The following is a 19,217-nucleotide window of genomic DNA, read 5'->3' as shown; positions in this document are numbered from 1 at the left end:
TAAAAACTGGAAATATTAAATATTATCCAGGTTTACTCATTGCTTTTAAAGGAGTCTAACCAATTTTGAACTTGTTCACGGGCAATATCACGGCTACCCAAACCAAAGGATAGGGCAATTGCTACTGCGATCGCACCTAATAAAAGTCCAAAGGCTAAATTCACAATATCACTGGCGACACCAATCTGTTGCAATGCCATTGCGGAAACCAGGGTAATAATCGCAATCCTTGCTACCTGTGCCAAAATTCGGGCTTGGCGGTTTCCAGAACTTGTAATCAATTGAAATGCTAAATTGGCTAAGAATAAACCAATACCAAATACAATCAATCCGGCTAAGATCCGCCCCAAAATAATTAAAATCCCTGTTACCAGTGTTGTTAGGTCAGGGATATTCAGGATATTCACTGCTGCTACGGTAGCAAACAGCATAATACCCACTAAAGCAATAATACCCGCTACTTCTGAGGGTGTGCGGCTTGCTGGTCTTGGTGTTGCTTCTGCTTCTGGAGTTACAGATTCTCTACTCAGTGATGGTAGACCCAAGATAGTGAAAATGTTGTTAAAGCCTAAACTAGTGAGGATACCAGTAACCAACTCCGAAACAAACCGCCCCAAGAAAAAGGAGACAATTAAAATTGCTGTGGCGGTAAAGATTGCTGGTAGGGTGTTCAGCACCTGCTCTAACATTGAGATCGCAGGTAAAGAAATCGCCTCAATTTTCAAAGCATTCAGCGAGGCGATCGCCACAGGAATCAAAATCAAAATATAGACAATCGTGCCAATAATAGTTGACAGAGATTGCATTCCTGAAGATGCTGACAGTCCTACCCGACTTCCTACATTATCAAGCCCGTTAGTCGCTAACAAAGTAGTCACAATCCGCCGGACTATATTAGCTAGTAACCAGCCGAATGCCCCAATGAATAACGCTTTCAGGATATCGGGCAGAATTGAGAGAATATCCGTAATTAAAGATTGTACTGGTAGTAGTGCTTGTCTGAGTGCCAAGGCATCCAAAACTGGCGCAAGAAACAGCAAGAAGATAAACCAATACAGGACATTACCAATAGTCTGACTCAAAGATAATTGGTTCGCATTACCTATCCCATCTTGGACTTCTTCATTGAGGCGCTCATCTAACCTAAACGCCTGTAATGAACGCACTGTAACCAGTTTTACGACAGTCGCTATTAACCAAGCCACTCCCAAAAGAATTCCCGCCCCCACCAACTTGGGCAAAAAGCCAATCAGTTGGTCAAGCAAATTATTCAGAGGTCGAGAAGCTACCTCTAATTCCAGAATTTGTAAAACACCTACTACTGTAATTAAGATGATACTCCAGAACACTAAGCCAGAGATTAACTTCTCTATTTGGGGAACATCATCACTACCCATAATGCCGGCGGCGATCCGGTTATCTATGTTAGTGCGATCGAGAAGCCCCTTTGTGACTTTCGCCACAACTAGCGCAATCAGCCAACCAACTAATAAAAATGCTGCCGCCCCTAGTAAACGGGGGGTAAATCCCACCAACTGTTCCAGAACCCCTTGTACTTCGGTGATTCCTTCATTAACCCTTTCTTGATCTAGTGGTACGCTTGGCGATTGTGCCAAAAAATTGTGTACCCTCATCGACAAACCACTGTCTATCAACTGGGTTATGCTTTGCCAAGTTGTGTTCATGGTTTTCCGGTATTAAAGTTCTATGTTACTAAAAACACTCATAATACTTATGGTATGACTGAAGATGAAATCATCCTTAGCCCCGTTAAGTTCACTCGTGTTTTGCTTATCAATTTACCAGTAAATTGCCAATAAACACATCTATCTAGTTCAAATTACAGACATTTTTAGGGTGATTTATTTAGTTTCTCTCCTTCTAGATTTATCAGTTGAGAGTCGTAAGTTATACATTTATTACAGCAATACAAATACTCGGTTTTGCGATAATCTAAGTACAGCCACAGCATGAAACATCTATCATGTCCCAAGTTTTTGAACAATCAATTCAAATCAAGGCCACAGCCTCGGTAGTGGAAAGGTGCATTACTGATTTAACACTCATGCAGCGTTGGCTAAATCCTGCCCTCCGTTGCGAACCCGTGGACGGCGGTTCCTGGAATACTGAGGTTGGGAGTCAAAGTCTGTTTATCATTCAAATTCCTCTATTGAAACCTACCCTGAAAAGTGTGGTCATAGAAAGGGAACCGGGTTTAGTGGTTTGGGAATTTCAAGGATTTTTCCAAGGGTGCGATCGCTGGGAATGTCAACCAATACCACAAGGCACGCTCCTTGTCAACCGCTTTCAGTTCGATATTCCTAACCCCATAGTCAATTGGGGATTTAACAACCTTGCCGCATCTTGGACTAAAGCAGATATGCAAGCCCAACTCCGTCGCCTCAAAGGAGTTGCAGAATCACTCATTTCCTAACTCGGCGAGTCAATAGAAAAGCAAAATAATGATAGGATAGGGGGTTGACAATTATTTTATAGCTTGTTATAATAAAGCTGATAAGGAAGAACTATCTTAAAATAATTGAACTACTAACCCATAAAAATTCACAATCAGACAAAATAGGTTTTTGATTTAGCCAGCTGATCTCCTCACTCCTCACCTCGGAATTTGCTAGAGTTAACTCACCAGGATTTTTTCAGTCAAATCTCTGATAACGCCAGCAGACGGGACTATTCATGCTTACAAGTACGCTACTTCTCTCGAACCAAATCCCCACATTACAATACTCCTCCACATCGGAGCGATTCGATGAAACCTGGGAAGCCCCCCTCGCTATCCTTCTGGGACTAGGACGCGCCGCAGGTGCAGACTTCATCGAATTATTTTTAGAACGTCGTAACTATATCGGTTGTTTAGCAGAAGACGACGCGATTACCAGTATTTCACCCAGTTTATCTACAGGTGCGGGAGTCAGGGTATTTCGTGGTCAAGCAGACTGTTACGTTAGCACCAACGACCTATCTTTCTCCGGTTTAAAAGCAGCCCTAGAAAAAGGTCTTTTGATTCTAGGCTTACAACTACCTAGTCATAACGCCTTCATTCCCGAAATCAACCTAGAATTACTCAGAGACTACGCCATCAAAAGAGGTAAAGATGATTGGTTACCTCTTTGCAGTTCCATCAAAGAAATGGGCGAAGTTCTTCTAGATGGTACAACTTACCTCCAGAAAAAAGCCAACCATGTACAATCCCGTCGAGCTTCCTACTTCCGAGATTGGCAAGAAGTCTTAGTTGCTGCTAGTGATGGCACATTTGCCCGTGATATTCGCCTAACTCAATCCGTCGGCTTTAACCTATTGTGTGCAGACGGTGCTAATCGCACCTCCATTGGTGAACGGGCTGGTAATACTAGCGATGCTAACTTCCTGAGAACCTGGGATTATCAAGAAGCATCCGAAAAAATTGCCGAATCTGCCGGAAAAATGCTTTATGCAGATTATGTAGATTCCGGTACTTATCCCATCATCATGGCCAATCACTTTGGTGGAGTAATCTTCCACGAAGCTTGCGGACATCTTTTAGAAACTACCCAAATTGAACGTAAAACCACTCCCTTTGCTGACAAAAAAGGGGAAAAAATTGCCCACGAAAGTCTCACAGCTTGGGATGAAGGTCGGGCAGAAAATGCCTTCGGAACCATTGATATGGATGATGAAGGAATGCCGGCTCAAAGAACCCTATTAATTGAAAAAGGAATTCTCAAAAACTTCTTAGCCGATAGAACAGGTTCCTCTCGCACTGGACACCCCAGAACCGGAAGTGGTCGCCGCCAGAGTTATACCTTTGCTGCTGCTAGTCGGATGCGTAACACTTATATTGCACCAGGCGAACATACCACAGAAGACTTATTTAACTCAGTTGATAAAGGTATTTACTGTAAAAAAATGGGTGGCGGTAGCGTTGGGGCTACAGGTCAATTTAACTTTGGTGTAGATGAAGCTTATTTAATTGAAAATGGCAAAATCACCAAACCGCTAAAAGGAGCGATACTAATTGGTGAAGCGAAAGAAATTATGAACAAAATTTCTATGTGTTCCCAAGATTTGGAACTTGCACCCGGTTTCTGTGGTTCTGTTAGTGGCAGTATCTACACCACAGTGGGACAACCTCATCTGAAAGTCAATTCTATCACCGTTGGCGGCAGATAAACAGAATTTTAGATTTTAGATTTTGGATTTTGGATTGTGAATGAGCATCAGTTTAAGGCTAGAACAAAGCAGCTTGCATTGCGAGTTATCCGTCTAGTTGAGGTATTACCGCAAACTAGAACTGCTGATGTAATTAGCAAACAATTATTGCGTTCAGCCACTTCTGTAGCTGCTAATTATAGAGCAGCTTGTCGGGCTAAATCAGCAGCCGATTTGATTGCTAAACTAGCGATTGTAGAAGAAGAAGCTGATGAAACACTTTATTGGTTAGAACTTCTGGTTGAATCAGGTTTAATGACAGCAGATAAACTGAAAAGTTTGATGCAAGAATCCACCGAAATTCTGTCCATGACTGTTGCGTCAATAAAAACGCTCAAACAAAAACACAAAAAGTAAACTCCAAAATCTAAAGTCGAGAATGAATTTTTTTTAAATCCAAAATCGAAAATCCAAAATTGACCATGCTCAGTATTAATGAAATTGCTAATCATGCCAAGGAAAATGCTAGTAAACTTGGTATTAAGAAGTTTGATATTTATGGCTCCACCATTGATGAAACTAGCGTCCAAGTAGACCAAGGTGAGCCAAAACAAGTTAAAGCCTCAAATCGTTCTGGCGTGATTGTGCGTGTGTGGAATGAAGAGAATACAATGGGTGTCACCAGCACCACAGATGTAGATCCCCAAGGGCTAGAATTAGCCTTGAAAACTGCCTATGAAGCTAGTTTTTTTGGTGTCAAGGAAAATGTTCCTGATTTTAGCCCAGAAGCAACTGTTGCTATTCCCAGCACACATCAGGAAAAAGTACCCCAAGCACCTGTAAATGAGTTGATTCAAAGTTTGCTAGGAGCCGAAAAGGAACTTTTAGCAACTCATGAAGCAATCAAGGGTGTACCTTACAATGGTTTAGCCCAAAGAGATATTGACAGATTTTATCTGAATAGCGATGGCGCAACCAGAACAGAATCTCATTCTTTAGCATCAATTTACCTTTATAGCAAAACTGAGGAAGAAGGTAAAAAACCTCGTAGTGGTAGTGCTTTAAGAATTGAACGGAGCTTAAATAAGCTTGATGTTAAGGGTTGTATCCAAGAAACAGCAGAAAAAACCATCAGCCACTTGAATTATGAAAAAATCAAGTCTGGTAAATATCGGGTTGTGTTCTCTCCTGATGCTTTTTTAAGTTTGTTGGGTGCGTTTTCTAATTTGTTCAACGCTCAAAGCATTTTGGATAATCAGAGCTTATCAACTGCTGATGATTTAGGGAAAGAAATTGCTTCACCTCTGTTGTCGGTTTATGATGATTCTCTCCATCCAGCTAATATAGGTGCGGAAAGCTTTGATGGTGAAGGAACTCCGACACGTCAGGTAGCACTGATTGAAAATGGTGTTCTCAAAAGTTTTCTGCACAGTGCGGGTACTGCGAAAAGAATGAATACCCAGCCTACAGGTAACGCCAGTATTGGTGCAAAGGTGAGTGTCGGGCCTAATTTTTATCATGTTTTTGCCGCAACATCAGCTGAAGAAGATTTGAGCTTAGATACTGCGGAAAATGTGATTTTAATTGATGATTTGCAAGCTCTCCACGCGGGAGTGAAATCTTTACAAGGCTCTTTTTCTCTGCCTTTTGATGGCTGGGTTGTTAATAAGGGTGTGAGAACGAGTATTGAATCAGCAACTGTTGCTGGGGATTTCTTGGAACTTTTGAAATCGATTGTTTATGTAGAGAAAGAAGTAGAGCTTACCCCTGGGGGAGTTTGTCCCAAAATTTGGGTTGATCAACTTTCAATTACTGGGGAGTAAAATTTAGGAGTTAGGAGTTACTCGTTAATTCTTAACTCTTCTTCTTCTCCACCTATACCAAGATTGATATCCAAACCGTCAGCACCACTGATATTAGTACCAATCATGACTGCTCCATTGACTTGAGCATTATATAAGTTAGCTTCGCTTAAATTGGCGTTAGTGAGGTTAGTGTAATCAAAGGTTGTACTATTGGCAAAGGCATTTGTAAGATTAGCAGAATTTAGGTTTGCACCTGTTAAGTCTGCACCTTCTAGGTTAGCTTGTTCTAAGTTTGCACCTTCTAAGTTAGCATTTCTTAAGTCTACACCGATGAGGTGAGCGCCTTTGAGGTTAACGTTGCTTAAATCACAACCATGACATTCCCTAGTTTCTAGTAATTGTTGTTTGGGAGTGAGTTTTTCTGTGGCAGAAATAGGTGTAGTTAAAAATAGCGTACTGAGTAACGCTGCTGCGGTTAAAAATATGCTTTTCATAATTTATATTTATTGACTATCTATAGTTCTGAGAAGTTATAGGTTTAACTTCCTTCTATACTATAAATTATGCAATATCATAGGTGTTATGTCCTCTGGCTAGAGAGGGAATTTGCTGATTAGATAAGTGAGATAATATTACTACTTGAGTTATATAAAGTCTGGTTAATTAGTGGTGTTTCGCCCCACCCACAAGAGTGTTACCATTAATATCTGTACCTCATCTCAGGGCAAAATGCGGTAGGTAGAGAGGACTGGAGTCCTCATTATAAACCTATTTGATGGTAATTCCTGAATCTTTGCCACTACCTAAGAGGTACAATAGCGCCATACGAATAGCAATACCACTGGTAACTTGCGATTGAATGAGGCTAAATTCGGGATCATCCATTAAATCTGAGCTAATTTCTACACCACGGTTGACTGGCCCTGGATGTAAGACTTTGACGTTAGATTTGCACAGATGTAGTTTTTCCCGTGTAATACCAAAGGTTTGATGATATTCTCGCAAACTTGGGAGTAGGTGCGCTGTCATGCGTTCTTTTTGCAAGCGTAGTGTCATGACTATATCTGCATTCTGTAAGGCTGGTTCCAATTCCCAATGTAAAAATAGTTGGCGGTTGAGTGTGGGGGATGAGGTTGTTTTATCTTCTTCTAATACAAAGTCTTTAAATAACTGTGGTAGCAGGGTGGGTGGTGCGGCTAGATGCACTTGTGCGCCACTGGCTGTTAAACTCCAGATGTTGGATCGGGCTACGCGAGAATGTAAGATGTCTCCAACGATCGCAATTTTTTTATCTTTTAATAGTTCTAACCGGGGATGACTGCGATCAATCAGTGTACAGATGGTAAATAAATCTAGCAGTGCTTGGGAAGGGTGTTCATGTTGACCATCACCTGCATTCAGGACGCTAACACGCACGCCTAGACGATCCATTTCTTGGGCGATCGCATGAGGAACTCCCGCTTCTTTATGGCGGATCACCATAATATCAGTTCCCATAGCCAAATAGGTCTTGGCTGTGTCGAGAATTGTTTCTCCCTTAGTCATGGAAGAACTGGCTGCGGCAAAGTTGAGTGTATCTGCACTCAGGCGTTTAGCTGCTAGCTCAAAACTGCTGCGGGTACGGGTCGATGGTTCAAAAAATAAATTCGCCACCACCTGTCCTTGTAGGCTGGGTACTTTCTTTGTCCGCCGTGACAGCACCTCCTGAAAACTAGCCGCAGTTTGTAAAACAGTATCGTATTCGGCGGTGGTGAAGTCAGCTAGGGAAAGAACGTGATGACGATTCCAGGTGGTAGTAGGCATAAATAGTTTTCGGTGTTCTATATAAGGACGCAATCGTTTACGTCCCTACAGCTTTTTTATTTACAGATGCACTGGAAATAATAGCACTTGCTTTTTACCTCACGGTGGGTTTTTTCCGCTTCTGGCGATCGCCCCGAACTGTTTATTACAGATATTCACACCTTCAACTTTTGTCAAGCCCTTGTAAAAATAGTTTACATAGTGTTATCTTTAGTTACATGAGCAAATACAAAAAGAACCGATGACCAGCAAAGGCTTTAAAACCAACGAACTCGGTGAACGCAATAAGTCTGCAATTCAGCCAAATGTAGATGCAACCCCCAGAGTAGGTTTTACTCAGTATGCAGAGAAACTCAATGGTCGTTTAGCCATGATTGGGTTTGTGTCACTGATCGCCATAGAAGTAATTACAGGAAACGGCTTAATTAGCTGGCTGACTAACCTGTAATCAACTGGAATATTGTCGAAATTTACAAAATTAATTAACAGTAGAACAATAAGCGAGAAAAAATATGAGAACCGATTTTGATTTTCCCCAAAAAGATTTACTAGGACCAGTCGTATTTCGACCTAATTTCAATAATTTTGAAATAATTAATGTTAACCAAGCCTGGTCATTATTTTTCAGCGCCGGGAAAGATGATAACAAGCTAGGTCGAGAAAACGAATTGGGACGTTTCTTCACTAACCTTTTAATTGCTGCGGGTGTCACTGGAATTCTGTGGGGAATTTACTTCAACCACATAGGATAAATCCTATTCTTTAGGCTACAAATAACATAAATTTCCCAGGAGTCTTGATATATCTTCAAGGCTTCTTTTTTTATAAGTACCCAAAAAGTTTTATATTACAAATATCTACTTATTTATCGAGAATATTGTAGTCACTAATATAATTTTCTAGTTTAGCATTCATGAGGTTTATGAGAAAGTCAGCCTTAATTTTAGCGATCGCACCCTTAATATTTGCAATTACAGCTTGTAATAGCAACACCGGACAAACAACAAACACAGCCAACAATGTCGGAACACAAGGGACTAACAATCGCTGGGATGCAGTTAAAAATCGTGGTCAGCTAATTTGTGGTGTCAGTGGACAAATTCCAGGGTTCAGCTTTGTTGACACTGAAGGCAAGTATAGCGGTATTGATGTAGATATCTGCCGAGCGATCGCCGCAGCTTTATTTGATGACCCAGATGCAGTAAAATTTCGGAATCTTAGCGCCCAGGAGCGATTTACCGCTTTACAAACTGGAGAAATAGACGTTCTCAGCCGCAACACTAGCTGGACACTCAGTCGCGCCACTTCCATCGGTCTAGAATTTGCTCCTGTGATCTTTTACGATGGTCAAGCCATCATGGTTCGCAAAGATAGCGGGATCAATTCCTTAGCAGACATGAAAGACAAAGCCATCTGTGTTCAAAGTGGGACTACAACCGAGCAAAATTTAGCAGACCAAATGCGGAAACGAGACATCACCTACAAGCCCGTTGTATTTGAAGATGTGAATGTTACCTTTGCTACCTATGCCGAAGGGCGTTGTGATGGGATTACAGCTGATCGTTCCGCCCTAGTCTCACGACGAATCACTCTACCCAATCCAGAAAATAACGTTGTTCTCGATCAAATCATTTCCTCAGAACCCCTAGCACCAGCCGTTGCTAAAGGCGACCCTGTATTAGCTACTGCGGTAACCTGGATAGTTTATTCACTGATTAAAGCCGAAGAATTGGGGATCAATTCTCAGAATGTGGGACAATTAGCTACTAGTAATGACCCAGATATTAAACGCTTTTTAGGCACAGAAGGCAACCTGGGAGAAGGACTCAGTTTAACCAACGACTTCGCCGCCAGGATAGCCAAACACGTCGGTAACTATGGCGAAATTTACGATCGCAACCTGGGACCAAATACTAACCTGAATTTGGCTCGCGGTGAAAATCAACTATGGACAGAAGGTGGATTACTCTATTCTCCGCCGTTTCGGTAAGGGAGAACATCACTAATGGCTAATTCCAAACCACCTATATGGCGGGATTATCGATTTTGGTATATTGTGATCCAACTCCTGGCTGTATTTTTAGCAGCAGTTGTAGTCATGATCCTCTGGGGTAATCTCAACCGCAATTTACAGCAATTAGGCATTCAGTTGGGATTTGATTTTCTCCAGCAGCAAGCATCCTTTGGTATTGGCGAAACTCTAATTAATTACGAACCAACTGATAGTTATAGCCGCGCCTTGTGGGTAGGATTAGTTAACTCATTGCGGGTAGCAATTTTAGGTATTTTACTCACTACCATTGTGGGAATTACTGCCGGGATAGGTCGGTTGTCTGACAACTGGTTAGTCCGGAAAATTACGATTATTTACGTAGAAATTTTCCGCAATACACCCTTATTGCTGCAATTATTATTTTGGTATTTTGCCGTGTTTCTCGGCTTTCCCAGAAGAGAGGAGAAAATAACCCTTTGGGGATTTTTGGGAATCAGCCAAGATGGGATAGAACTACCTTGGTTTACCTTATCTCCAGAGTTTTCAGCTTTGCTACTGGGGTTGGTGTTTTTCACTGGCGCATTTATCGCCGAAATTGTTCGCGGTGGGATTCAATCAGTACCAAAAGGACAATGGGAAGCAGCGCGATCGCTCGGATTTCCACCGTTATTAGTTATGCGTTTGGTAATATTTCCCCAAGCCTTACGAGTGATTATTCCGCCACTGACCAGTCAGTATTTAAACTTAACTAAAAATTCCAGTTTAGCGATCGCCATCGGCTACCCTGATGTTTATTTTGTCGCCTCCACCACCTTTAATCAAACCGGGAGAGCAGTAGAAGTCATGTTGTTACTAATATTGACATATCTCACCCTGAGTTTAACTATTTCTGTAACGATGAACTTCTTCAACCGCCGAGTGCAGATCAAATGACTAATGAGTAAATTGACTTGGTTACATAAAAACCTCTTTAGTAGCTGGTATAACAGCTTGTTAACAGTTGTCTGTTTAGGACTATTCTTCACAATGATGTGGGGATTTCTAAATTGGGCAATTACTCAAGCACAATGGACAGTAATTTGGGTTAATTTACGGTTATTTTTAGTTGGTAGATTTCCCCAGTCCTTATACTGGCGAGTTTGGATTGTCCTGGCGATCGCATCTACATTTAGCGCCATTACTGTGGGTGTATTCTTTGGTAAACAACCATTGAGAAAACGCCGATTAGCTGGATATACATTGATTTCGGGATTATTATGTGTGATTTTCCCCTGGGATTTAACAACCCGTCTCTGGTTACTGTTAATTGCAACTTTACTAATTACAGGTTTTTGGTTGGGAGGTAAATTCCATCAACTCATAGCACCTTGGCTTTCCCTAACATGGTTATTATCATTCCCCATAATTCTTTGGCTAATTGGCGGTGGTTTAGGCTTAGAATCAGTATCTACCGACCTTTGGAATGGTTTATTACTGACCTTACTCACAGCTGTCGTTAGTATAGTGCTTTCCTTTCCCATTGGGATTTTACTAGCTTTAGGAAGAACTAGTAATTTACCTGTGGTGCGTTGGTTTTCCATCTTCTATATTGAAATTGTCAGGGGATTACCATTAATTGGAATTTTGTTCCTTGCACAAGTTATGTTGCCATTATTCCTACCCACAGATTTGCGTTTAGATCGGGTACTGCGAGGAGTCGCCGGCCTGATTTTATTCAGTGCTGCTTATATGGCGGAAAATCTGCGTGGTGGACTCCAATCCATCCCACGAGGACAAACTGAAGCCGCAAAAGCATTAGGACTAAATACACCTTTAGTAGTAATTTTAATTGTGCTTCCCCAAGCCTTACGCGCAGTTATTCCGGCGATTGTTGGTCAGTTTATTGGCTTATTTAAAGACACTTCCCTTTTATCTTTATTGGGATTAGTAGAACTCACAGGTATCGCCCGTTCTGTTTTAGCCCAACCCCAGTTTTTAGGACGCTATGCAGAGGTTTATTTATTTATTGGGTTAATTTACTGGATATTTTGTTACTTAATGTCTTTGGTTTCTCAACGATTAGAAAAACAATTAAATGTGAGTCAATAGAAACAACTAATTACACCCTATGTCAGAATTACAACCAATAATTATTGCTGAAGATGTTCACAAATGGTACGGTAAATTTCATGCTCTCCAGGGCGTGAGTTTAAATGTGAATCGGGGAGAAGTTGTAGTTTTAATGGGACCTTCTGGTTCCGGTAAGTCAACTTTTATTCGCACATTTAACGCTTTAGAAGCATATCAACAGGGAAAAATTATCATTGATGGTATTACCCTCAGTCATGATTTGCAAAATATAGAAATGATTCGGCGAGAAGTGGGGATGGTTTTTCAGCAGTTTAATTTATTTCCCCATTTAACAGTTCTGCAAAATATTTCTTTAGCCCCAATTTGGGTGCTGCGCTTATCCAAGCCAAAAGCTGAAGAATTAGCAATGCAACTTTTAGAAAGGGTGGGGATTTTAGAACAAGCACAGAAGTATCCCGGACAATTATCTGGTGGACAGCAACAACGAGTAGCGATCGCCCGTGCTTTAGCTATGAAACCTAAAATTATGCTCTTTGACGAACCCACCTCTGCATTAGATCCAGAAATGGTCAGAGAAGTCTTAGATGTGATGCGAACCCTCGCTAACGATGGAATGACGATGGTAGTAGTTACCCATGAGGTCGGATTTGCGCGTGAAGTCGCCGACCGAGTAATTCTCATGGATGGTGGTTCCTTAGTTGAGTCAGCTACACCTGAGACTTTTTTCACTAATCCTCAAGAAGCACGGACGCGGAAGTTTTTAGCGCAGATTCTCTAGAATCACTTATTTCATAATCGCATCTAATAAAATACCAGCCCCAAAACGCACGGGATCACTGCAAGGTAAACCTGTTTCGGCTGTAGTTTGTGCGATCGCCTCTTCAGCTATAGAGTCATCTAAATGAGCCGTATTTAGAGCTATACCCACCACATTCACATTACCAAAAGCACCGCCAGCACTAGCCACAGTTTCATATAACTGAATTACTTGTGGTAAAGACGGAATCACTACATCAGAATGATTACGCACATGAACTTGTCCCGCCCGATGTGCCAAAATTAATTGCGTCGGTTGAGAACCACGAATTAAAGGTAAAGTCGCCGTTGAACCAGGATGCAGCAGCGAACCTTGTCCTTCAATATGGAGGATGTCGTAGTTATTACCACAACCCATGACCATCTGCTCCACAGCACCAGCCGCAAAATCTACCCGCACAGCGTCTAAAGGTACACCATCCCCTGCTAACATTACCCCAGTTTGACCAGTCGCCAAAAACTGCGATCGCAAACCCCGTCGTTGAGACTCCCAATGTAACTCTAAGCTAGTGGACATTTTACCAATTGCCGTATCAGTTCCCACAGTCAGCACTCGGCGACAAGGAAGAGTCCGCGCCAACCCACTACCAACCGCTAAATTAGGTGGTTCCTTCCGCACATCCCAAATTAATTTTCCAGGTTTCAGCAGTGCAGTTAACTCTGGTATATTTGCCAATGGCGTGTGTAAACCATTTACCAAAGACATTCCCGCTTCTAAAGCATTTTTAATATCTACCCAATAATCATCCGGTAAAGCACCACCCTTGGGAGCAATTCCAATTACCAAAACTTCCGGTTTATACTCCAGTGCTGCGGTTAATGATGGCACAATTGGCACATCACGTTTTATCCCTGTTAACTCTGACACCGATTGGCTAGCAGACTCACGATCAATCACCGCAACTATCGGGGATTCACTATATCGTAAAAGTGATAGCCCAGTTTTACCCTGAGTTCCAGTAAATCCTTCATGTAGCAGAATCGCTATTTTTTGATTAAGTAGCAAACGCACTATATTCCACCCCCAAGCCTGGTAAATTGTTTGGTAAAATTCTTCCCTCTTGCAGCAATGCACCTTTAAAGGGATCATCACTTAAATTCAGGTGACTATCTAAATCTAAATAATCAGCTAATGGTGCTAACTGTGCGGCTGCTGTATTAGCTAGTGTACTGTCAGAATAGCAACCGAACATCACTTGTAAACCATAGGCGCGTGCTGTATGAACCATCCGCATCACCTCACTCAGTCCCCCTGATTTCATGAGTTTGATATTAATACCATCCACATATTTGGCTAAATGGGGAATATCGGTACTGGTAAAGCAACTTTCATCCACAAATATGGGTAAAGGGGATTTTTCTTTAAGTCCGAGTAAACTTGTTTCCTCACCTCGTGGTAATGGTTGTTCTACATATTTTATACCCAAATTAGCGAGCCAATTACACATATAAACAGCATCTTCTAAATTCCAGCCCCCGTTTGCATCTACGAATAAATCTAAACCCGGTGCTTCTTGCTGCACCGCTAACAGCATTTTCTGGTCTGCATCTATACCATCAGGATTACCTAATTTCACCTTAAGCAGCCGCACATCCATAAATTCTAACCATTTCCGCGCCCTCTCTCTAGCTCCCTCTGGTGAATTAATTCCAATAGTCACCGAAGTCGGAACTATAACATCACGGTTAAGTCCCCAAATTTGCCAAAGAGGTAATCCCACACGCTTACCCAGCCAGTCATACATCGCCATATCCAGCGCTGCTCTCACTGAAGAGGGAACCTGTTGTAGTGTGAAAATTTCCTCAATTTCCTGGCGTTGTAATGGGCTATATTTGTCTAAGATGGGAACTAATTGTTGCAAATTATTGGTAATCACTTCCGTAGATTGACCATGAGTCCCGACACCAAACGGCGATGCTTCCCCCCAACCCTCAATCCCATCATGTGAAATTTTTACCCATATATTTGTGCTTTGGGCTGTTGTCCCGCGACTAATTGTCAAAGGAAATCTTTTATTGACAGTAAATAGTTTTACTTGTATTTTCATAAACTATGTTGAATATTTAGATATAGGACTTACGCATAATCTACGTTTTCTTGGCGTTCTTGGCGGCTTGGCGGTTCGATAAATCAAGACTTTTGGCAATTGTTGCGTAAGTCCTGAGATAAATATAGCAATTCCCATTCATGTGAGGTGTGGGAAGAAAAAATTAAACGCAGATAAACGCAGAAAAACGCAGATATTTTTGTATCTCATTGGATTAGGAAACGCTATGTTGTTGATATAATCAATCTCTAAAATTCTTACTTGTTCACGTCTTTTGCTGTTGATTATTTCATGATTTTGATTAAGTTGTAGTAGACCAAAATAATATCATATTAAATGATTGCAGATGTTGATTATCTATGAATAAAATAAAAAAATGGCAAATTGTTAACTCAGAAATGGTCTTAAACAATCCTTGGTGTCAAGTTAGATGCGATGTCATAGAGTTACCCAATGGAAAAATTATAGATGATTTTTTTGTAGTTGTGAGACCGGAAATAGCTTTAATTTTACCAATTACAAATAATCAAGAAATTGTATTTGTCCGTCAATATCGACATGGGGTTGGTGAAATTCTCTTAGAACTGCCGGCGGGGAGTTTTGATGCAGCTACAGAAGATGCTGAAACAGCAGCTGTGAGAGAACTAAAAGAAGAAACTGGTTATCTAGCCCAGAAAGTTACTAAACTAGCTACTTTATATGATAACCCTGTGAAAGATACTAACCAAATACATTTATTTTTAGCGGAAAATGTCGCAAAAATAGGGGAGCAAAAATTAGACTCTACGGAAGATATCGAAGTAGTTTTAATTCCGATAAAATCAGTTTTCGATAAAATTATGCAAGGTGAAATTTGTGTGACGGGAAGTTTAGCAGCTTTATTTCTAGGTTTAAATTTACTCAAGGAGTCGGGAAGACTGCTTTAAGATATTTGTATATAAAGGCGAAGATGATACCCACTCTATAAGATGAAAATGTTTTCTTCACTTACTGGCAAAGTGCTGTATTATTATCTGTGGTTAAATAAATTTAACATCCATAGGACTTACGCATAATCTACGTTTTCTTGGCGTTCTTGGCGGCTTGGCGGTATGCGCTTCGCGCACGCTACGCGAACGATAAATCAAGATTTTTGGCGATTGTTGCGTAAGTCCTGATCCATAAGACTTATTCCCCAGACATTTAGTGGGATCATAAAAACTACTTACAGATACAACATTATGAATAATCAACCTAAAATTATTGTTTTAGATGATGATCCCACCGGGTCGCAAACCGTCCACGGTTGTTTACTGTTAATGCACTGGGATGTCGATACTTTACGGGTGGGTTTACAAGACGATTCACCAATTTTCTTTGTGCTGACGAATACGAGATCCTTACCACCAGAGTCAGCAGCATCTGTGACTAGAGAAGTTTGTCAAAACTTAAAACTGGCTTTAGCTGCGGAAAATATTACTGATTTTTTGGTGGTTAGCCGTTCTGATTCGACGTTAAGGGGTCATTATCCCATAGAAACTGATGCGATCGCCCAAGAACTTGGCCCCTTTGACGCTCATTTTCTCGTACCGGCATTTTTTGAGGGTGGACGCATTACCCGTGACAGCATACATTATCTGATCATTGATGGTGTCCCTACCCCAGTCCATGAAACTGAATTTGCTCGTGATTCGGTGTTCAGCTACCATCACAGTTACTTACCTAAGTATGTAGATGAAAAAACTCAAGGGCGGATTAGCGCGGAGTCTGTAACCAGGTTTTTACTTGATGATATCCGGACTGGTAGTTTAGAACGTTTATTACAACTCACTGATAATCAATGCGCTGTGGTGGATGGTGAAACACAAGCTGATCTCAACACCTTTGCTGTGGATGTGCTAAAAGCCGCCAGTCAAGGAAAACGCTTTTTGTTTCGCAGTGCTGCCAGCATTTTAACAGCTTTGGCTGCCTTACCTCCTCAACCCATTGCTGCCGAAAACATGGCTGAATATGTGCGTGGCGGAAAACCGGGTGCGGTGATTGTGGGTTCCCACGTCAAAAAGACCACTCAACAGTTACAGGCGTTATTACAAGTTGAGGGAACGGCGGGAATTGAAGTGGATGTGGCGCGGTTACTAAATGATGGGGCGAAGGAATCAACTCTACTGCTAGGGGAAATTCTGGAAAGTGTGAAGGCTGTACACAATGCTGGAAAAACCCCAGTAGTTTATACCAGTCGTCAGGAACTGAGTTTTAAGGATGTTAATACTAGGTTAGAGTTTGGCGTACAAGTCTCAGCTTTATTGATGGATATTGTCCGGGGTTTACCAGCAGATATCGGATTTTTAATCAGCAAGGGTGGGATTACCTCTAACGATGTTTTGAGTAGCGGTCTGTGCTTAAATTCCGCCCGGTTACTGGGACAAATTTTAGCCGGTTGTTCAATGGTGATTACGACCCCCGAACACCCCCAGTTTCCTAATTTGCCAGTAGTGCTGTTTCCTGGTAATGTTGGCGATGCTGATGCTTTGGGGACGGTTTACACAAGATTAACTAAAAATACATAGGTAAAAATATTTTTGGCTTTTGCAAATAACTTAATATTTAGTAATTACGCGGTGTATCTTTGGGCTGGTGCTGCATGACTTCTGATTCTCATATCCCCAATTTAGAGTCAAATTCTGATATTTCAGATTTGCCAGTAAATCCTAGTTCGGCTGATGATAAGTCTACCAATGTCGGTATTTCTCAGGCTAATTCTGATAATGTGATCCCTGATGCCGAGGTAGATTCTGTTATCAATTATTTGCAGTCAAATTCCGATCCTGATATCGGGTTAAAGTCTACCCCCAATGATCCAGAGTCGGTTGATGTTCTGGAGAATTTAGATTTGGACATTGATTCTCCTGAGTCATTAATTACCAAAAATCGGCTCAAAAATCATATCCAAGTCCAGTTTAAAAGTGAGGGGGAAAAACTGTTAGTAATTTTGCCAACAGAATCTCAAATACCAGCCTCAGAAGTTGCTGGGACGGCAATTTGGGAACAATTGAAGTTGCGCTTAAATGCTAGCGATCGCTTGCGGTCATCCAGAAGACCAGTACATTTAGTCGCCCAAGACCGTCTATTAGATGGGCGACAATTACAAGAGTTTGCCGAAGCCTTCAGTGAAGCCCAACTGGAGTTAAGATGTGTAGCTACCAGTCGCCGTCAAACAGCGATCGCAGCTGTCACTAGTGGTTATTCAGTCGAACAACTCCAGCCTGAAACCTCCCTCAAATCAGAGTTGAAAACTCCGAATACAACCTCAACCGATGCTCTATATCTAGAAATGACAGTCCGTTCGGGGACAGAAATTCGTCATCCTGGAACAGTAATTATTTTAGGCGATATCAATCCAGGTGGTATCGTAGTTGCAGAAGGAGATATTGTAATATGGGGGCGATTACGTGGAATCGCTCATGCCGGAGCCGGAGGGAATCGTGAGTGTCTAATTATGTCCTTGCAAATGGAACCAACCCAATTGCGGATTGCAGATGCTGTAGCTAGAGCGCCAAAGAAAACACTCACACAGGTGTTTCCAGAAGTAGCACACATCACCCCTGACGGAATTCGCATCGCTAAGGCTAATGATTTTTCTAGAACCCAATTAAATAGATTAAATCAGATTCCATAACTCTTTACTATCTTCCCTAAACCCTCATCAAGTGCAACTCTACCATGACTCGCATTATTGTGATTACCTCCGGTAAAGGAGGAGTGGGTAAAACCACAGTTTCCGCAAATTTAGGCATGACCTTAGCCAAAATTGGTCGTCAAGTTGCTTTAGTTGATGCAGATTTTGGGCTGAGAAATTTGGATTTGTTACTGGGACTAGAAAACCGCATCGTTTACACTGCTGTGGAAGTTCTGGCTAGAGAATGCCGATTAGAACAAGCTTTGGTAAAAGATAAACGACAACCCAATCTCGTATTACTACCAGCAGCCCAAAATCGCTCTAAAGATTCGGTAACTCCCGAACAAATGAAGTTGCTAGTCAATGCTCTAGCCCAGAAGTTTCAATACGTAATTATTGATAGTCCGGCTGGGATTGAAAATGGGTTTAAAAATGCCATCGGCCCTGCCAAAGAAGCCTTAATTGTCACCACGCCCGAAATATCGGCAGTTCGTGATGCTGATCGGGTAGTGGGGTTACTAGAAGCACAAGGTATTAAGAAAGCCCATCTCATCATTAACCGCATCAGACCCGCAATGGTACGAGCAAATGATATGATGTCTGTGGAAGATGTTCAAGAACTTTTGGCAATACCCTTAATCGGTGTAATTCCTGACGATGAGCGTGTTATTGTTTCTACCAATCGGGGCGAACCTTTAGTATTAGGAGATACCCCATCTTTAGCTGCGATCGCCTTTAATAATATTGCCCGTAGATTGGAAGGCGAAAAAGTCGATTTTCTTGATCTCGACGCACCCAATGACAACATCTTTGCTCGTTTGCGAAGGTTGTTGTGGAAAAAAATTGTTTAACTCACGTTCCAGTCTCCGCACACCAATTGG

The 19,217-nt window shown here is 41.6% G+C and carries 19 protein-coding genes; 14 read left to right on the top strand and 5 right to left on the bottom strand.

Annotated features, from left to right (window positions below):
- Positions 1–32 precede the first annotated feature (32 nt).
- Complete coding sequence (locus tag VB620_RS10765) at positions 33–1,685, bottom strand: mechanosensitive ion channel (protein ID WP_323196146.1); 1,653 nt, start codon at positions 1,683–1,685, stop codon at positions 33–35.
- A gap of 299 nt (positions 1,686–1,984) precedes the next feature.
- On the opposite strand from VB620_RS10765, the gene VB620_RS10760 reads away from it, so the two are divergent.
- The 4 genes from VB620_RS10760 to VB620_RS10745 all read left to right on the top strand — a co-directional run bounded on the left by VB620_RS10760 (position 1,985) and on the right by VB620_RS10745 (position 5,969).
- Positions 1,985–2,434: an SRPBCC family protein gene (locus VB620_RS10760; RefSeq protein WP_323196145.1), complete on the top strand. Its 450-nt coding sequence runs from the start codon at positions 1,985–1,987 to the stop codon at positions 2,432–2,434.
- Between the two features lie 260 nt (positions 2,435–2,694).
- A complete protein-coding gene (locus tag VB620_RS10755; protein ID WP_323196144.1) occupies positions 2,695–4,167 on the top strand; it encodes a TldD/PmbA family protein in 1,473 nt (490 codons plus the stop codon).
- Positions 4,168–4,203: 36 nt separating this feature from the next.
- Positions 4,204–4,563, top strand: a complete 360-nt coding sequence (locus VB620_RS10750) for a four helix bundle protein (protein WP_323196143.1) — start codon at positions 4,204–4,206, stop codon at positions 4,561–4,563.
- 65 nt (positions 4,564–4,628) lie between these two features.
- A complete protein-coding gene (locus VB620_RS10745; protein WP_323196142.1) occupies positions 4,629–5,969 on the top strand; it encodes a TldD/PmbA family protein in 1,341 nt (446 codons plus the stop codon).
- Between the two features lie 17 nt (positions 5,970–5,986).
- Here VB620_RS10745 and VB620_RS10740 read toward each other — a convergent pair whose 3' ends face one another.
- Positions 5,987–6,445 carry a pentapeptide repeat-containing protein gene (locus VB620_RS10740; protein ID WP_323196141.1) on the bottom strand — a complete coding sequence of 153 codons (459 nt, stop codon included), beginning with the start codon at positions 6,443–6,445 and terminating at the stop codon, positions 5,987–5,989.
- A gap of 274 nt (positions 6,446–6,719) precedes the next feature.
- The gene (locus VB620_RS10735; protein ID WP_323196140.1) at positions 6,720–7,754 is read right to left on the bottom strand and encodes an aspartate carbamoyltransferase catalytic subunit; all 1,035 of its coding nucleotides are present in this window, start codon (positions 7,752–7,754) and stop codon (positions 6,720–6,722) included.
- 241 nt (positions 7,755–7,995) lie between these two features.
- Here VB620_RS10735 and VB620_RS10730 point away from each other — a divergent pair, with 241 nt between their 5' ends.
- The 6 genes from VB620_RS10730 to VB620_RS10705 all read left to right on the top strand — a co-directional run bounded on the left by VB620_RS10730 (position 7,996) and on the right by VB620_RS10705 (position 12,595).
- On the top strand, positions 7,996–8,202 hold the full coding sequence (locus tag VB620_RS10730) for a high light inducible protein (RefSeq protein WP_323196139.1): 207 nt from the start codon (positions 7,996–7,998) through the stop codon (positions 8,200–8,202).
- 64 nt (positions 8,203–8,266) lie between these two features.
- Positions 8,267–8,506, top strand: a complete 240-nt coding sequence (locus VB620_RS10725) for a hypothetical protein (RefSeq protein ID WP_323196138.1) — start codon at positions 8,267–8,269, stop codon at positions 8,504–8,506.
- Between the two features lie 170 nt (positions 8,507–8,676).
- Positions 8,677–9,744, top strand: a complete 1,068-nt coding sequence (locus VB620_RS10720) for an amino acid ABC transporter substrate-binding protein (protein WP_323196137.1) — start codon at positions 8,677–8,679, stop codon at positions 9,742–9,744.
- Between the two features lie 15 nt (positions 9,745–9,759).
- Complete coding sequence (locus tag VB620_RS10715) at positions 9,760–10,680, top strand: amino acid ABC transporter permease (protein ID WP_323196136.1); 921 nt, start codon at positions 9,760–9,762, stop codon at positions 10,678–10,680.
- A gap of 3 nt (positions 10,681–10,683) precedes the next feature.
- The gene (locus tag VB620_RS10710) at positions 10,684–11,835 is read left to right on the top strand and encodes an amino acid ABC transporter permease (protein WP_323196135.1); all 1,152 of its coding nucleotides are present in this window, start codon (positions 10,684–10,686) and stop codon (positions 11,833–11,835) included.
- Positions 11,836–11,854: 19 nt separating this feature from the next.
- Positions 11,855–12,595 carry an amino acid ABC transporter ATP-binding protein gene (locus VB620_RS10705; protein WP_323196134.1) on the top strand — a complete coding sequence of 247 codons (741 nt, stop codon included), beginning with the start codon at positions 11,855–11,857 and terminating at the stop codon, positions 12,593–12,595.
- 6 nt (positions 12,596–12,601) lie between these two features.
- Here the strand turns inward: VB620_RS10705 and VB620_RS10700 are convergent, their stop codons facing one another.
- Together VB620_RS10700 and VB620_RS10695 are read right to left on the bottom strand one after the other, a co-directional pair.
- Entirely contained in the window at positions 12,602–13,645 is a 1,044-nt protein-coding gene (locus tag VB620_RS10700; protein WP_323196133.1) for a DUF1611 domain-containing protein, read from the bottom strand.
- Positions 13,629–14,681 (bottom strand): dipeptide epimerase, encoded by a 1,053-nt coding sequence (locus tag VB620_RS10695; protein ID WP_323196132.1) that lies wholly within the window; start codon positions 14,679–14,681, stop codon positions 13,629–13,631. Before VB620_RS10695 ends, VB620_RS10700 begins: the two co-directional genes overlap by 17 nt.
- 359 nt (positions 14,682–15,040) lie before the next feature.
- Here VB620_RS10695 and VB620_RS10690 point away from each other — a divergent pair, with 359 nt between their 5' ends.
- The 4 genes from VB620_RS10690 to minD all read left to right on the top strand — a co-directional run bounded on the left by VB620_RS10690 (position 15,041) and on the right by minD (position 19,187).
- Positions 15,041–15,607, top strand: coding sequence for an NUDIX hydrolase (locus tag VB620_RS10690; RefSeq protein WP_323196131.1), 567 nt, complete (start codon positions 15,041–15,043; stop codon positions 15,605–15,607).
- Positions 15,608–15,901: 294 nt separating this feature from the next.
- Positions 15,902–17,227 carry a four-carbon acid sugar kinase family protein gene (locus VB620_RS10685; RefSeq protein WP_323196130.1) on the top strand — a complete coding sequence of 442 codons (1,326 nt, stop codon included), beginning with the start codon at positions 15,902–15,904 and terminating at the stop codon, positions 17,225–17,227.
- Positions 17,228–17,301: 74 nt separating this feature from the next.
- Positions 17,302–18,336, top strand: coding sequence for a septum site-determining protein MinC (gene minC, locus VB620_RS10680; RefSeq protein WP_323196129.1), 1,035 nt, complete (start codon positions 17,302–17,304; stop codon positions 18,334–18,336).
- Positions 18,337–18,380: 44 nt separating this feature from the next.
- Positions 18,381–19,187, top strand: a complete 807-nt coding sequence (gene minD / locus VB620_RS10675; RefSeq protein WP_323196128.1) for a septum site-determining protein MinD — start codon at positions 18,381–18,383, stop codon at positions 19,185–19,187.
- The last annotated feature ends 30 nt before the right edge of the window (positions 19,188–19,217 follow it).

Origin of the sequence: Nodularia harveyana UHCC-0300 (assembly GCF_034931085.1) — a bacterium.
Taxonomy (GTDB): domain Bacteria; phylum Cyanobacteriota; class Cyanobacteriia; order Cyanobacteriales; family Nostocaceae; genus Nodularia; species Nodularia harveyana.
The sequence above is the reverse complement of the archived record's forward strand: the minus strand, read 5'-3'. Positions and strand labels throughout refer to the sequence as shown.